This is a genomic window from Agrococcus casei LMG 22410, from assembly GCF_900163565.1.
Lineage (GTDB): Bacteria > Actinomycetota > Actinomycetes > Actinomycetales > Microbacteriaceae > Agrococcus > Agrococcus casei.
On the sequence record NZ_FUHU01000020.1, the window covers coordinates 1 to 14,004 of the forward strand.

Genomic DNA, 14,004 nt, shown 5'->3' on the forward strand with positions numbered 1-14,004 from the left:
GAGTCTCTGTCGTGCCTTCCTGGTAACGACTGTCTACAAGAAGTGTCACACCCCAGCAGCCATTTCTGCAGCGTCATCGGGTGGACACCGAAGTCTTTCGCGATCTGCTCGATGGTCACGCCGGGCTCACGGTTCCTCACGACGCGCACAACATCGTCACGGAACTCGCTCGGGTAGGGCTTGGGCACAGCAACATCCTTCCAGGCCAACCCCCACGGGCAAGCCAGATCAGATGTCACCTATTCGTGCAGCAGTCCCGAGCTGTCGCAGGGGGAGGCGCGAGAGCTGATGCTTGCAACACCGGCCTATGACCTGACATCGGCCCGCAAACGGTTTGTGCTGGCTCAGTATGAACAACAGATCGAGCGAGCTCCAGACGACGTGCTCGACCCTGCGGATGTGGGTTTCATCCGGTAGGGCGCATGTCGTGACTGATCCCAGGCAGACTGAATGAGACGCCTTGGAGCATGGATGTGGGGCTCATGCGTATGAGTTTTATCTTTAGGGTTGTTGCCTTGACTAGGTGGGTGTTCTTGGTGGGCCCCAGGGTTTATTCTCGATGGATAAACCGTACTAACTTCGATAAACCTTGCGGGTCTTTGAAGCGTCGAAGATTGCTGACTAGCCAATAGCTTGCGTTGCTAAGTGTGCGGTCTCTTTGATGAGTTGTTGTTCAATCGGTAGTCCCCAATGGGCTAATTCGTAGTGGCACTCATAACTGGTCGAGGGCTCTCAGCGCTTTCCCTGCTGAGGATCCCGGAGATGAGAAGCAACGCTCCAACGGCCAGAAGGATGAGGCTCGGAACAGACCTGGGGAAAATCGGTAGCGGGATCAGTGATGAAAACAGGACGTAGACACTTGTGAGAATTGTTACCGTGGGCAGCCAACGCTCCCAGCCCGACACCACTCCAGATCGGGGCAACACCACACCGGCCAGGATCCCCAGAGCAGCGAGCACGATAACGAGCGAAGTGCCAAACGTCAAAGTCTCCACGGCGCTCGCAAGAAAAGGACCCGCAAACAGCCCCACTCCAAAACCGGTGAGGGCCACGATCAACAGGGGCTTCCGAGCCACACGCTGCTTGCCAGGTAGTCCTATTGCCAAGACCGCAAAGGCAGCAATCAGTAGTACGCCGTGAATGAGGTGTCGCCCGCCCTGGTAGAAGAAAGGAAGCATCGATGTAGCGAGTTGCTGGCTGATTACAAAATCAATGAGAAGCGGGGCGATGCCGGCAAGAGAAAGCAAGACGCCAGACACTGCCAAGTTAAGGGGTTCCCGTTGAGTGGTAAACATCGTCTTTACTCCTTGCTCCTCGTTACAAACTCTTAAACGAGAAAAGCCGGCGATCACATCATTGGAATATAAACACCATATCCGTTCCCTGTTCGGCCGCGTCCTTCAATAGTCGAGGCTCTCTCTATGCAGCCGGCTGCGCGTGTTTGTCAGTGAGTCGGTATTGCGTGACGCGTTGGCCGAACGGCAGGGCGGCAATGCCTCCGGTTGATTCGATGATGCCGCGATCTGTGAGCATCGCAGCGATGCCGGTACGATCTTGATCAACCCGGCTTCTCCGATGAGGGGGATCGCGTTCTCGATGTTCTGCCACGTCGACCGGCTTGTCTGGTCAAGGAGTGCCAGGCCAGAGAAGCCAAGAGCCGCTCGTGCGCACTCCGCCATGAGCTGCGATTCGAGGACTTCTCCGATCACGGTTCCACCGCCGCTCGACTTTAATCCCGATGCCGAGATCGCCAGCAGGCGTCTTCCACGACCGCCTAGACTGCGACCATGAATGCGGTACACGACACCTACTTGCGCTTCGCAGAAATCGAAGCGCGAGGAGTTTCACCCGTATACGAGCGATGGGCGAGAGGGGTCGCTGCCGACGCGGAAGTCTGCGAATTGATCGGGCAACTTCCCCGGAGCAAGCGTCAGCCGAATTTGATCTTTGCGGCCGCGCGGGCTCTCGGAGCGCCCGTCGCGGGGTATGACGAGCTGCGGAGTTGGCTTCTGGAGCATTGGGATATGGAGCGAGCGCTCGTGATGCAGCGCTCGACGCAGACGAATGAGGCGGCGCGATGCGCAGTCCTGTTGCCCTTCTTCGCAGAAGTGGCGCAGCCGATCGCCCTCATCGAAGTCGGCGCTTCCGCAGGTCTCTGCCTCTACCCGGATCGTTACAGCTACCGATACGACCTGCACGGTCGAGTGCTCGAACTCGACCCCAGGGACGGCGAAAGCGACGTTGTATTCTCCTGCCCCGTCGTTGGCTCCGACTTCGCGGCACCTAGACTTCCTGAGGTCGCTTCCCGGGCCGGAATCGACCTCAACCCGCTGGACGCAAGCGACGCCGAGCAGGTCGACTGGCTAGAAGCACTTGTATGGCCTGAACACGAAGAACGCCGCGCTCGACTGCGCCGCGCGGCTCGGGTCGCAGCGCAGGACCCACCGAAACTCGTCCGGGGCGACGCGAGCGATGAAATCGCCGACCTCGTGGCGCAGGCTCCGCGTGATGCAAGTGTTGTCGTCTTTCACAGCGCCGTCCTGGTCTACATGACGCCAGACGAGCGGTCTCGCTTCACGGAGACCGTTTCTCAGCTCCCGGTTACCTGGATCAGCAACGAGGGGCCGGCTGTGCTTCCCCGTGTGACGGAACAAGTTTCGAAGGACATCGACGGCCGAACGATTGTTGCAGTCAACGGCCAAGCTCGGGCTCTAGTAGGACCTCACGGCCAGTCGCTCGAACTGCTGTGAATCACCGCTTGTGACGTTTGTGTCCATGGGAAAGCGGCCGATAGAGTCACCCCATTGAGCAGCACTTTCGAAAGATGAGCGTGCATCTTTATGCATATCCCACGTCGTCGCCGGGGCAGTGGCGAGACTAGTGCCAGGGGGAGCTCTGGCAAGGGGCTGCTAGAGATTGATGATGTGGAGTGAGAAGAAGACGCTGCGTTCGCGACCGCGGTAGGCAGCGGCGCTGGTGACCAGGCGGCCCCTCCCAGGCCGCGTGCGACGAGGTCGGCAATGCGGATTATGGGCGCATCTCCGCCGATCCATCCGGCGACGTAGCCGATGCTGTAGGCGCTGGTGTCCACCCCGAGGATGCCAGCACGGCAAGATCTCCGGCGCTGGGGCAACGATCGGTTAGTACTCCAAGTTCTCCCTAGCCAGACGGCCAAGATTGAGCTAAACCAATATTGACATCTTCCCGCGGTGGAATACCAAGGGAGTCAGAATCGACCGTTATCGGCGGGTGCCCGTGCAACTGCTCATCGACTCGTCGGTACTGTTAGTAAGTACTCGGTCCTCTTTCACATCATAGCTTGGCATTCGAAGTTGAGCATTGTCGGGCAATCGCGTTTCCTCAGGCTGTGGGAATCGTTCTTCTCTGCGCTGAAGAACGAACGTGTCTACCGCACCGTCTACGCGACGAAAGAGCGCGCCAGGTACGACGTCATCGCCTACATCGGCCTGGCTAAAAGCGAGAGCGCGCTGTGATCCACCGTCAGATGGAAAGCTGCTTAATCACAGGAGGGGTGAGTGATTTCATTAGTGGGTTTGGCTGAGGATGAATATCCAAGCGGCCAGCCCGATTGCGCCGGTGCAAATCGCCGACGGTGTACTTAGGCTGGTGAGCCTCCGGATTGCTTCGGACGCAAAAGTTCCGACTGCTACGACTGGCGCGAGGAACAAGGTTGCTAGTACCCCACCCGTTAGCCCGGATGCGAATGAACTCTCGGAGAGCACTGCTGTCGCGACGGCAATTCCGAGCATGAAGGTGCAGTAGTTGCAGATTGCGGCGAACCACCCGATCGGCGGCAGTCCGACGAACCGAGGTATCCACCAGCTGTTCGCGAGTGTGGGAACTAGATAGAGGAGGGTGCCGAGAGCTCCGTAGAAGGGGAGTTGGGAGAAATTGCTTAACTCATGAGCGGCATTCCAGGCGAGCGCAGGTGTGCACAGCATCAGAACTCCCGACAGGAGCAGACCTGCGACGACAGTGCCTCGAACTACGAGAAACGGACTTGGCAATGCTACTGGCGTGCTCTCGATGGGGGGAGTCTCGTCCATTGGTGTCAAACCTCCGAGTGTCGAGACAAACAGTACGTCATGCGTTGCAAGCGAGAGGTTCAAACTTGTCGACAACCGGCACAAAACCGGCACAAGGGCGATTGGCAGCCTTCAGAAAGTCTTCCGAAATGCGGTTTGGAGGCAAGAAGAAACCCCTCCATGTAGAAGCTAGGAGGGGTTTCAGTGGCTCCGACCGGCATCGATCCGGTGACCTTTCGATTTTCAGTCGAACGCTCTACCAACTGAGCTACAGAGCCGGCAACGACTCGCGTCGCCTGGGCAAAAACCCTCTCTTTCGAGAGGGCAATTGCTTTGCGACCCTGACGGGACTTGAACCCGCGACCTCCGCCGTGACAGGGCGGCACGCTAACCAACTGCGCTACAGGGCCATATTGTGTTATTTTTTTCCGTCTTGCGTGACCCCAACGGGATTCGAACCCGTGTTACCGCCGTGAAAGGGCGACGTCCTAGGCCACTAGACGATGGGGCCATGTGCTTTCAGGCACACAACTACCGAAGATCGAGCGTACTGCATGGTTTCACGCAATTGCAAATCCCGGCACTTGAGCCATTCACGGCCCACGCGATTGTATGCAGAAACCGGCCTCGCGCGCCAATCGAGAACGCAAGACGTGCCGCTCTCGATGCGACAGCCCATCTGCCGTACCCGCCAAACTCTTTCAAGTTGAGCATGAACTTGATACGCTTTGGCGGTCTGTGTTCGGTCGCCCGGGCCTGACGACAACAGGATTGGACTCGAATGCACTCTGCATCTCACAACGCGCGCAGATCAGGAACACGTCGCCGCACGCGACTCGCAGCGCTGCTGTCGATCGTTGCACTCGCCGGACTCTTCTCGACAACGGTGAACGGCACCACAGCTCAGGCACAGGAGACCGACGAGAACGGATACCCCACTTGGGCAGCAGTTGAGGCCGCTCGCGGCAACGAAGCCGCCAAAGAGCAGCAGATTAAAGAGATCAAGGCCTTGATCTCGAACCTCGAAGACCAGGCAGCAGCGGCCCAAGACCACGCCCGCGAGATGACCACGGCTGCGGCGGTGGCTCAGGATGCCTTCAATGAGGCCCGAGGCAACGCCATGTATCTCGACGAGCAGGCAGCGAAGGCTGCTGAGGCTGCCGAAGAGTCGAAGAAGCAGGCCGCTGCCATGACGGGTGAGATCGCCCGCACCGGCGGCACCGGCAACATGAGCGTCGAGCTGTTCGCCAACCCCGGCGAAGCCGATGACTACCTCTACCGCCTGGGCATGATGGACCGCGTCAGCGGCACCCTCTCGGTCTCGTACGAGCAGGCACAGAAGGACGCCAACACGGCACTGGCCCTCAAGGACCAGGCGAAGGTGGCCTCAGACAAGCGCGACGAGCTCTACCAGGAGGCGCAGCAGGCCGCTGATGACGCGATGGCCGCGCAGCAGGCAGCCGAGCAGGCTGTCACCGAGGAGATGGACCACCGCGGTGAGCTCGAGGCCCAGCTGAGCGTGCTCGAAGAGGACCGCGCCGCGACTGAGGCCGACTACCAGGCTGGCGTCGAGTACCGCGCAGAGCTCGAGCGCAAGGAGCGCGAGCGCCGTGAGCGTGAAGAGCGTGAAGCCCGCGAGCGCGAAGAGCGGGAAGCTCGCGAGCGCGAAGAGAACAACAACCCCGGCACCGGCACCTACACGCCTCCTCCCACGTCGGACCCGCCCGTAACCAACAGCGGCTGGACTCGTCCGAGCTCGGGCTGGATCACCTCGCACTTCGGGATGCGCAGTGACCCCCTCGGCCAGTGGGGCTACGTGCTGCACGACGGCACCGACTTCAGCGCAGGATGCGGTGCTCCGATCCGCGCTGCCGCAGCCGGAACCATCTCGCAGATCGGTGTCGACGGCTACGGCGCGAACTTCGTGACGATCAACCATGGCGGCGGCGTCTCGACCTCGTACTACCACAACATGTATCCGACGTTCCGCGGATGGGGTGAGTACGTCAATGCAGGCGACGTCATTGCATACGAGGGCACGACGGGCTGGTCAACAGGCTGTCACCTGCACTTCATCCTGCGGGTCAACGGCGTGGCCCAGGACTCTGTTCCGTGGCTTCGGGCACGCGGAGTCAACATCTAGCGACAGGTGATGAGAAACGCCCCGCTGAGCAGCTGCTCAGCGGGGCGTTCTTCGTGTGCGAGTGACTACTCGGCGACGTCCTTGCGGCCGCCCTCGGCAGCTTCGACCGACTCGTCGGTCTCGCCGTTGGCCTTCTCGTAGGCTTCGAAGCCGTCGGTCACGGTCTTGGTGGCTGCTTCGACGCCCTCCCAGCCGCCGACCTTGGCCCACTTGCCGGGCTCGAGGTCCTTGTAGTGCACGAAGAAGTGCTCGATCTCGTCCTTGGTGTTCTGCGGCACATCGCCGATGTCCTGGATGTGTGCCCAGCGGGGGTCCTTCTCGAGCACGCAGATGACCTTCGTGTCGATGCCGCCGTCGTCTTCCATGTTCAGCTGGCCGACCGGGCGAACCTTCACGAAGACCCCCGGGGGCACCGAGTAGTCGAGCAGCACCAGCGCGTCGACAGGGTCGTCGTCGAGGCCGAGCGTGCCCTCGAAGAAGCCGTAGTCGGCGGGGTACGCGAACGAGGTGAAGAGCACGCGGTCTAGGTAGACGCGACCCGTCTCGTGGTCGAGCTCGTACTTGTTGCGGCTTCCCTTGGGAATCTCGATCACAACGTCATATGCGGTCATCCGCTGATCCTCACATTCTCGCATTGTCACTAGGATTGGTCATAAGGTTACTTCATGCCCGAAAACGCTAGGCGCCCCCGTCTGACTCCCGCAATGGCCGACATCCGTCGGGCTGTGCGCGAGTCCCTTGGCGACCTCTCAGAGGGTCAGCTGGTACTCGTCGCGCTCTCCGGAGGCGCCGATTCGCTGGCACTCGCCGCGGCCACCGCATTCGAGGCTCCTCGTGCTGGCCTCCGCGCTGGCGCCGTGATCATCGACCATGGTCTGCAGGAGGGCAGCGACGAGGTGGCCCAGCGGGCGGCAGAGCAGGCGACTGGGCTCGGCCTCGACCCGGTCATCGTGCGTCGCATCGACGTCGGCGAGCAGGGCGGCCCTGAGGCTGCCGCGCGCCAGGCGCGCTATGCCGCGTTCATGTCGGTTCGCAAAGAGACGGGCGCTGCAGCGATCCTGCTCGGCCACACCCTCGACGACCAGGCCGAGACCGTGCTGCTGGGCCTCGCCCGCGGCTCCGGCGCCGAGAGCCTGTGGGGCATGCACACCGTGATCGGCCCCATGCGGCGGCCGATGCTGCAGATCCGCCGCGACCAGACGCACCAGTCATGTGTCGACCAGGGCATCGAACCCTGGAACGACCCCCACAACTCCGACGACCGCTACACCCGTGTGCGCATCCGTCAGCGTGTGCTGCCCATGCTCGACGAAGAGCTCGGAGGCGGCGTCGCACTGGCCCTCACGCGCACCGCCGACCAGCTGCGCGAAGACGCAGAGGCCCTCGCGCACTTCGCGCAGGAGCAGATCGGCGACCTCGTCGAGCACGCAGAAGCCGGCCTCTCGCTCGAAGCCGAGGCGCTGCGAGCCAACCCGCCGGCACTGCGCCAGCGCATCATCCGACTCGCGGTGCAGAGCGAGTTCCATGTCTCGCTCACGCGCCAGCAGACGCTCGAAGTCTCGCGCCTCGTGACCGACTGGCACGGCCAGGGCCCGCTGCATCTTCCGGGTCTGCAGGTGCGTCGCGAAGGAAAGCGCATCTTCTTCACCGCCGCATAGACAGGCCGGTGGCAGAATAGTCGCATGCGACGCGTTCTTGCCCTCCCCGTAGTTGCCGTGCTGGCGCTGGTCGGATGCGCGGGAGACGACCCGAGTCCGTCGCCTTCCGAGAGCGACACGGTGATCACCGCACCTCCGCCCACGCTTGCGCCTTCGCCGACCGAAGACGAGACGCCTGCGCCCGAATTCGACGACGTTGACACGTCGGACTGGCGCGAGGCAGCCGCACAGGACGGCCGCGGAAGCCTCAAGGTGCCGCCCGGCTGGGGCTGGAACTGGGAGTACCAGACGCCCGCCGGCGTGCCCGCGGGCCAGTACCTCGACATCGTGCACCTCACGGTCGACGGCAACGAGATGATCACGCTGCAGGATTCGCAGAACCCGCCTGCACAGTGCTCCGGCGACGGCGAGGCTGTGCTGCTCGACAGTGCCGAGCTGCCGGCCGACAGCGCATTCAGCTACGTCGCGATCGCCCTGCCGGGCGACGACGGCGTGCAGTTCGCCGCCGGGGTGATCGAGACCGATCGCATCGAGTCCGACACCTGCGGCGTCTCGTTCTTCATCCAGGACGAGCTGCCCTACATGGTCGCCACGACTGCGCTGCTGCCCGACCCCGAGCTTGACGGCAAGTGGGAGTTCGAGTCACTCGACGCCGCTCGCGACTACCTGGGCGAAGACGAGTTCGAAGTGATCCGCGCATCCCTGCTGTCGTTCCAGCCGCCCGCATAGCGGTACCGTTGGAACACCCCCGCAGAGCGACCCTGAGGAGCTGACCCATGGAACTGGCCGACATTCGCGAAGACCTCGCAGAAGAGCTCATCAGCGAGCAGCAGCTGCACGACAAGCTCGGCGAGCTCGCGCGTCAGATCGAGACCGACTACGACGGTCGCGACATCCTGCTGGTCGGCGTTCTGCGCGGCGCAGTCATGGTCATGGCCGACCTCGCCCGCTCGCTCAGGCGCCACATCGAGATGGACTGGATGGCCGTCTCGTCATACGGCTCGGGCACCGTCTCGAGCGGTGTCGTGCGCATCCTGAAAGACCTCGACACCGACATCTCCGGTCGTCATGTGCTGATCGTCGAAGACATCATCGACTCGGGGCTCACGCTCTCGTGGCTGCGCCAGAACCTCATCTCGCGCGGTGCCGCCACGGTCGAGATCTGCACGATGCTGCGAAAGCCCGATGCACTCAAGGTCGAGGTCGACGTGAAGTATTGCGGCTTCGACATTCCGAACAAGTTCGTGATCGGCTACGGCCTCGACTACGCCGAGAAGTACCGCAATCTGCGAGGCGTCGGAGTGCTGGCCCCGCACGTCTACGGCGGCGAGGAATAGCCCGCCCGTAGCGAACACTCGGGCGAGACAGAGGTCTGGCCTATACATTGAGGAGTCGCTATCTGTCGAAGGTGTTCATGAGCTTGAAGAAAATTCTCCGCGGGCCCATCCCCTGGGTCGTGCTTGCTGTCGTCATCATCGGAACAGCGTTGATGTTCATCACAACGCCGTCGTTCCAGTCTGTCCCGACCAATGTCGGCATGCAGCTGATCGAAGACGGCAAGGTGAAGCAGGCGCTCATCGTCGACGGCGAACAGCGTGTCGACCTCATGCTCTCTGAGGCCGACGAAAAGTACGGCGACCGCGTGCAGTTCTACTACGTCGAGCAGCGCGGCGACGCAGTCGTCGAGGCCATCGATGCCGCCGACCCCGAGGAGGGGTACTCCGACGAGGTGCCGCAGGGCAACTGGTTCCTCTCGATGCTCAGCGTGCTGCTTCCGGCGCTGCTGCTGGTCGTCATCTTCTACTTCCTCATGACGCGGATGGCCGGTGGCGGCAAAGGCGTCATGCAGTTCGGCAAGTCGAAGGCCAAGGCTGTCAGCAAGGACATGCCTCAGGTCAAGTTCGCCGATGTCGCAGGCAGCGACGAGGCTGTCGAGGAGCTCGGCGAGATCAAGGAGTTCCTCGAAGACCCCGAGAAGTTCCAGGCAGTCGGGGCCAAGATCCCGAAGGGCGTGCTGCTGTACGGCCCTCCCGGAACAGGCAAGACCCTGCTCGCTCGCGCAGTCGCGGGCGAAGCCGGTGTTCCGTTCTACTCGATCTCGGGCTCTGACTTCGTCGAGATGTTCGTGGGCGTCGGCGCGAGCCGAGTTCGCGACCTCTTCGAGCAGGCCAAGCAGAGTGCTCCTGCCATCATCTTCGTCGACGAGATCGACGCGGTCGGCCGCCAGCGCGGCGCCGGCGTCGGCGGCGGCCACGACGAGCGCGAGCAGACCCTCAACCAGCTGCTGGTCGAGATGGACGGCTTCGACGTCAAGACCAACGTCATTCTGATCGCGGCGACGAACCGCCCCGACATCCTCGACCCGGCGCTGCTGCGCCCCGGCCGCTTCGACCGCCAGATCGGCGTCGACGCCCCCGACATGATCGGCCGACGCCAGATCCTCGAGGTGCACGCCAAGGGCAAGCCGGTCGACCCGAGCGTCGACTTCGATGTGCTCGCGCGCAAGACCCCCGGCTACACGGGCGCCGACCTCGCCAACGTGCTCAACGAGGCTGCGCTGCTCACCGCCCGCGCCAGCCAGCAGCTGATCACCGAGGCAGTGCTCGACGAGGCTGTCGACCGAGTCATGGCCGGGCCGCAGCGCCGCTCGCGCGTCATGAACGACAAAGAGAAGCTCATCACGGCCTATCACGAGGGCGGTCACGCACTCGCAGCAGCCGCGATGAACCACTCCGACCCCGTCACGAAGGTCACGATCCTGCCCCGCGGCCGCGCCCTGGGCTACACCATGGTCGTGCCCGTGAACGATCGCTACTCGGTGACGCGCAACGAGCTGCTCGACCAGATGTCGTACGCGATGGGCGGCCGTGTCGCAGAAGAGATCGTCTTCCACGACCCCACAACGGGTGCTTCGAACGACATCGAGAAGGCCACGGGCATCGCGCGCAAGATGGTCACCGAATACGGCATGACCTCTGCAGTCGGCTCGGTGCGACTCACGACCAATCAGAACGAGGTGTTCGGCCGCGAGATGTCTGGTGGCCGCGACTACTCCGAGTCGGTCAGCGAGAAGGTCGACGCGGCAGTGCGCGACCTCGTCGAGCAGGCGCACGACGAAGCCTGGCAGGTGCTGAACGAGAACCGCGACGTGCTCGACGAGCTGGCTCGCCAGCTGCTCGAGCGCGAGACGCTCGACCACACCGCTCTGGCCGAGATATTCAAGAACGTGCGCAAGCTGCCCCGTCGCGCGCAGTGGCTCTCGAGTCCCGAGCGCCCCGTGAGCGACCTGCCTCCGATTGAGCTTCCCGTGTCGCAAGACGTCGGCGAGGCTGTCGGGGCCGACACGATCGACCCGCAGGACGCCGCTGGCGAGGCGCAGTCGCAGCAGTCAGAAGACTGACGAGCCCCGCATGAGCATCGACCGTGAGAGAGTGCAGCGCGCAGTCAGCGAGCTGCTCGCCGCCATCGGCGACGACCCTGCCCGCGACGGCCTGCACGAGACTCCGAGGCGAGTCGCTGATGCGTATGCCGAGTTCTTCAGAGGAGTGGGCAGCGACCCCGTCGAGCACCTGCGCGATTCGCTCGACGTAGGCGAGCAGACCGGCGAGGTCGTGCTGCTTCGCGACATCGAGTTCACCTCGATGTGCGAGCACCACCTGCTGCCGTTCTCAGGCGTCGCGCACGTTGCATACCTGCCGGGCGCGAAGATCGTCGGTCTCGGTCGAATCCCTGCAGTGGTGCGCACGATCGCGGCCCGGCCCCAGATTCAGGAGCGGCTGACCGACGAGGTCGCCGACGCACTCGTGCAGGGCCTCGACCCCGCCGGAGTGCTCGTGGTCGTCGACGCCAGCCATGGCTGCCTCGCGACAAGAGGCGCGAATCAGTCCAACGCCTCGACGGTGACGCTCGCAAGCCGAGGCTCGCTGACCGAGCCCGTCGCACGAGCCGAGCTGCTCGCGCTGATTGGGGAGCGGGTGACCCGATGACTGAAGTCTGGGGCATCCTGAACGTCACGCCAGACTCGTTCAGCGACGGCGGACGCTACGTCGACGCAGGCGCCGCGATCGCACACGCCAGACGGATGCGCGCACAGGGTGCAGACGTCATCGACATCGGCGGCGAGTCCACCAGGCCCGGTGCGACTCCTCTGAGCGCAGCCGACGAACTGGATCGCATTCTTCCGGTGGTGCGTGCTCTCGTCGACGAGGGCATCCGCGTCTCTGTCGACACCGTGCACGCGACGACCGCGAAGGCCGTGATCGACGCCGGTGCCGAGATCATCAACGACATCACTGCGGGCGAGCACGACCCCGAGATGCTCGCGACCGTCGCTGCGACCGACGCGCGCATCGTGCTGATGCATTCGCGCGGACTCGATGTGCTGGTCGACACAGGCTACGACGACGTCGTGACCGAAGTGCTCGAGCATCTGATCGAGCGCGTCGGCGCTGCCGAAGCCGCGGGAATCAGCATCGACCGGATCATCGTCGACCCGGGCTTCGGATTCTCGAAGGACGCACACGACAACTGGCGCCTGCTGGCTGGCATGCGACGCCTGCGGAGCCTCGGCCTGCCGATTCTCGTCGGCACGAGCCGCAAGCGGTTTCTCGGCGACGTGCTGCCCGAGGGGGCGGATGCGACCGAGCGCGATGCGGCGACGGCCGCCACCAGCATGCTCGCCGCCCAGCTCGGCGCTCACGCAGTGCGCGTGCACGATGTCGCGTCGACCGTCGCGGCCATTCGCGTGCAGCACCTCGTCGAAGAAGCAGCTGATGATCACGTCGACAACGACGTCGCGATTCGCATCGAGGGCGTTCGCGCCTACGGATTCCACGGTGTGCTCGCAGCAGAGCGCGCAGTGGGCCAGGAGTTCGTCGTCGACGTTGACCTGTCGGGCCGGTTCGGGCGTGCTGTCGAGAGCGACGCGCTCGCCGACACCGTCAACTACGCCGAGATCGCCCAGAAGGTGGTCAGTGTGGTCGAGGGCGAACCCGTCGACTTGATCGAAGCGCTCGCCGGCCGCATCGCAGACGCGTGTGCCGCGCTTCCGCTCGTCGATGCCGCCCACGTCACCGTGCACAAGCCGAATGCCCCTGTCGGAGTGCCGTTCGGGGATGTCGCAGTCAGCGTCAGCCGTCTCAACGAGGCAGACTGGACACTGTGACGGAGTTCCACCTGGTGGTAGAGCGAGAGGCAGTGCTGTCGTTCGGCGCGAACCTCGGCGACCGCGCTGCCACGATCGAGCGCGCCATGCTGCTGCTCGAGCGCATGGACGGCATCAGGGTGCGCGCCAAGAGCGACCTCTGGGAGTCGCCCGCCTGGAAGCCCGACAGCGTCGGCGACGCCCCCGACTACGTCAACACGATCGTCATCATCGGCACGACGCTCAGCCCCGACGAGCTGCTGCAGGCGGCCAACGCCCTGGAAGACGCGTTCGGCCGCACCCGCTCTGAGCGCTACGGCGACCGCACGCTCGACGTCGACATCATCGCCTTCGAAGGCGTGCAGCAGACGACCGAACGGCTGACGCTGCCGCATCCGCTGGCGCACACCCGGCAGTTCGTGCTGCAGCCGTGGGTCGAGCTGCAGCCTGACGCGCAGCTCGCCGGCCACGGCTCGGTCGCCGAGCTCGCCGAGTATGCTGACGGCGACGTGTGGCGGTATCGCCCGTGAACAGAATGAGCCCTGGCGTGATCGCCGCGGTCTCTCTGGTCGCGGTGCTTGCCGGACTCGCGCTCAATCTGCTGCTGGTCGGCAGCGGCCGGGCGGCGATGCTTCCGTCGTTCACGTTCGGCATCTCGTGCGCTGCGCTCGGAGCCGCGATCCTGGCGCTGGCCGCTCCGGTTCGCGGTGCTGCGAAGGGCAGTCGGCGCATCGACTTCAAGTACGCGCTGGCGGTGCTCGCCGCAGCCAAGGCCGGCATCGTCGTGGGTGCGCTCATGGGCGGCTACGCGCTCGGAGCGCTGGCATTCGTGCTGACGAGACCGGTGACCGTGGGAGAAACCGTGGTGCACCTTGCGATCGCCGCAATCGGAGGGGTCGCACTGGCCGTCTGTGGCATCATTGCCGAGGGATGGTGCAAGCTGCCTCCCGAAGACGACGAGCAGGCAGATGAGCGAAAGCCGTCGCTGGGATACCAGTGATCGCGACGAGGAGT

15 protein-coding genes and 3 tRNA genes are annotated in these 14,004 nt (G+C 63.6%); 11 read left to right on the forward strand and 7 right to left on the reverse strand.

From position 1 onward, the window contains the following. The 3 genes from CZ674_RS02970 to CZ674_RS02980 all read right to left on the reverse strand — a co-directional run. Window positions 1-188, reverse strand: a 188-nt coding sequence (locus tag CZ674_RS02970; protein ID WP_200810030.1) for a transposase, incomplete at its 3' end; no start/stop codon positions are given. A gap of 507 nt (window positions 189-695) precedes the next feature. Beyond that, window positions 696-1,295, reverse strand: coding sequence for a hypothetical protein (locus CZ674_RS02975; RefSeq protein WP_086991055.1), 600 nt, complete (start codon window positions 1,293-1,295; stop codon window positions 696-698). Between the two features lie 105 nt (window positions 1,296-1,400). Further along, window positions 1,401-1,802: a YdcF family protein gene (locus CZ674_RS02980; protein WP_143244613.1), complete on the reverse strand. Its 402-nt coding sequence runs from the start codon at window positions 1,800-1,802 to the stop codon at window positions 1,401-1,403. On the opposite strand from CZ674_RS02980, the gene CZ674_RS02985 reads away from it, so the two are divergent. Together CZ674_RS02985 and CZ674_RS14235 are read left to right on the forward strand one after the other, a co-directional pair. Beyond that, a complete protein-coding gene (locus CZ674_RS02985; RefSeq protein ID WP_086991057.1) occupies window positions 1,788-2,750 on the forward strand; it encodes a DUF2332 domain-containing protein in 963 nt (320 codons plus the stop codon). The two genes, CZ674_RS02980 and CZ674_RS02985, sit on opposite strands and share 15 nt — an antisense overlap. 582 nt (window positions 2,751-3,332) lie before the next feature. Then, window positions 3,333-3,494 carry a hypothetical protein gene (locus tag CZ674_RS14235; RefSeq protein ID WP_200810040.1) on the forward strand — a complete coding sequence of 54 codons (162 nt, stop codon included), beginning with the start codon at window positions 3,333-3,335 and terminating at the stop codon, window positions 3,492-3,494. A 757-nt stretch (window positions 3,495-4,251) separates the two neighbouring features. Here CZ674_RS14235 and CZ674_RS02995 read toward each other — a convergent pair. The 3 genes from CZ674_RS02995 to CZ674_RS03005 form a co-directional block, all read right to left on the reverse strand. Further along, a tRNA-Phe gene (locus CZ674_RS02995) sits at window positions 4,252-4,324 on the reverse strand. A 58-nt stretch (window positions 4,325-4,382) separates the two neighbouring features. Beyond that, a tRNA-Asp gene (locus CZ674_RS03000) sits at window positions 4,383-4,456 on the reverse strand. A 28-nt stretch (window positions 4,457-4,484) separates the two neighbouring features. After that, window positions 4,485-4,557 (reverse strand) — tRNA-Glu (locus CZ674_RS03005). Window positions 4,558-4,827: 270 nt separating this feature from the next. Here CZ674_RS03005 and CZ674_RS03010 point away from each other — a divergent pair. Beyond that, a complete protein-coding gene (locus CZ674_RS03010; RefSeq protein ID WP_086991059.1) occupies window positions 4,828-6,189 on the forward strand; it encodes a M23 family metallopeptidase in 1,362 nt (453 codons plus the stop codon). Between the two features lie 65 nt (window positions 6,190-6,254). On the opposite strand, the gene CZ674_RS03015 is transcribed toward CZ674_RS03010, so the two are convergent. Beyond that, window positions 6,255-6,800, reverse strand: a complete 546-nt coding sequence (locus tag CZ674_RS03015) for an inorganic diphosphatase (protein ID WP_086991060.1) — start codon at window positions 6,798-6,800, stop codon at window positions 6,255-6,257. Window positions 6,801-6,854: 54 nt separating this feature from the next. Here CZ674_RS03015 and tilS point away from each other — a divergent pair, with 54 nt between their 5' ends. The 8 genes from tilS (at window position 6,855) to CZ674_RS03055 (ending at window position 13,990) form a co-directional block, all read left to right on the forward strand. Next, window positions 6,855-7,847, forward strand: coding sequence for a tRNA lysidine(34) synthetase TilS (tilS, locus tag CZ674_RS03020; protein WP_086991061.1), 993 nt, complete (start codon window positions 6,855-6,857; stop codon window positions 7,845-7,847). A 24-nt stretch (window positions 7,848-7,871) separates the two neighbouring features. Next, window positions 7,872-8,576 (forward strand): hypothetical protein, encoded by a 705-nt coding sequence (locus CZ674_RS03025; RefSeq protein WP_086991062.1) that lies wholly within the window; start codon window positions 7,872-7,874, stop codon window positions 8,574-8,576. 47 nt (window positions 8,577-8,623) lie between these two features. After that, complete coding sequence (gene hpt / locus CZ674_RS03030) at window positions 8,624-9,184, forward strand: hypoxanthine phosphoribosyltransferase (RefSeq protein ID WP_086991063.1); 561 nt, start codon at window positions 8,624-8,626, stop codon at window positions 9,182-9,184. A 77-nt stretch (window positions 9,185-9,261) separates the two neighbouring features. Beyond that, window positions 9,262-11,247: an ATP-dependent zinc metalloprotease FtsH gene (ftsH, locus tag CZ674_RS03035; RefSeq protein WP_086991282.1), complete on the forward strand. Its 1,986-nt coding sequence runs from the start codon at window positions 9,262-9,264 to the stop codon at window positions 11,245-11,247. Between the two features lie 10 nt (window positions 11,248-11,257). Then, window positions 11,258-11,833, forward strand: a complete 576-nt coding sequence (gene folE, locus CZ674_RS03040; protein ID WP_086991064.1) for a GTP cyclohydrolase I FolE — start codon at window positions 11,258-11,260, stop codon at window positions 11,831-11,833. Further along, the gene (gene folP / locus CZ674_RS03045) at window positions 11,830-13,011 is read left to right on the forward strand and encodes a dihydropteroate synthase (protein ID WP_159456879.1); all 1,182 of its coding nucleotides are present in this window, start codon (window positions 11,830-11,832) and stop codon (window positions 13,009-13,011) included. Before folE ends, folP begins: the two co-directional genes overlap by 4 nt. Next, complete coding sequence (folK, locus tag CZ674_RS03050) at window positions 13,008-13,520, forward strand: 2-amino-4-hydroxy-6-hydroxymethyldihydropteridine diphosphokinase (RefSeq protein ID WP_234988400.1); 513 nt, start codon at window positions 13,008-13,010, stop codon at window positions 13,518-13,520. The genes folP and folK overlap by 4 nt, the downstream gene beginning before the upstream one ends. 5 nt (window positions 13,521-13,525) lie before the next feature. Next, window positions 13,526-13,990, forward strand: coding sequence for a DUF3180 family protein (locus CZ674_RS03055; RefSeq protein WP_234988416.1), 465 nt, complete (start codon window positions 13,526-13,528; stop codon window positions 13,988-13,990). Window positions 13,991-14,004 lie beyond the last annotated feature (14 nt).

What these genes read in the sequence shown, in the direction of transcription:
- CZ674_RS02975 (WP_086991055.1), bottom strand. Translation starts at nt 1,295, where the DNA reads ATGTTTACCACTCAACGGGAACCCCTTAACTTGGCAGTGTCTGGCGTC.
- CZ674_RS02985 (WP_086991057.1), top strand. Translation starts at nt 1,788, where the DNA reads ATGAATGCGGTACACGACACCTACTTGCGCTTCGCAGAAATCGAAGCG.
- CZ674_RS03010 (WP_086991059.1), top strand. Translation starts at nt 4,828, where the DNA reads ATGCACTCTGCATCTCACAACGCGCGCAGATCAGGAACACGTCGCCGC.
- CZ674_RS03015 (WP_086991060.1), bottom strand. Translation starts at nt 6,800, where the DNA reads ATGACCGCATATGACGTTGTGATCGAGATTCCCAAGGGAAGCCGCAAC.
- tilS (WP_086991061.1), top strand. Translation starts at nt 6,855, where the DNA reads ATGCCCGAAAACGCTAGGCGCCCCCGTCTGACTCCCGCAATGGCCGAC.
- CZ674_RS03025 (WP_086991062.1), top strand. Translation starts at nt 7,872, where the DNA reads ATGCGACGCGTTCTTGCCCTCCCCGTAGTTGCCGTGCTGGCGCTGGTC.
- hpt (WP_086991063.1), top strand. Translation starts at nt 8,624, where the DNA reads ATGGAACTGGCCGACATTCGCGAAGACCTCGCAGAAGAGCTCATCAGC.
- ftsH (WP_086991282.1), top strand. Translation starts at nt 9,262, where the DNA reads ATGAGCTTGAAGAAAATTCTCCGCGGGCCCATCCCCTGGGTCGTGCTT.
- folE (WP_086991064.1), top strand. Translation starts at nt 11,258, where the DNA reads ATGAGCATCGACCGTGAGAGAGTGCAGCGCGCAGTCAGCGAGCTGCTC.
- folP (WP_159456879.1), top strand. Translation starts at nt 11,830, where the DNA reads ATGACTGAAGTCTGGGGCATCCTGAACGTCACGCCAGACTCGTTCAGC.
- CZ674_RS03055 (WP_234988416.1), top strand. Translation starts at nt 13,526, where the DNA reads ATGAGCCCTGGCGTGATCGCCGCGGTCTCTCTGGTCGCGGTGCTTGCC.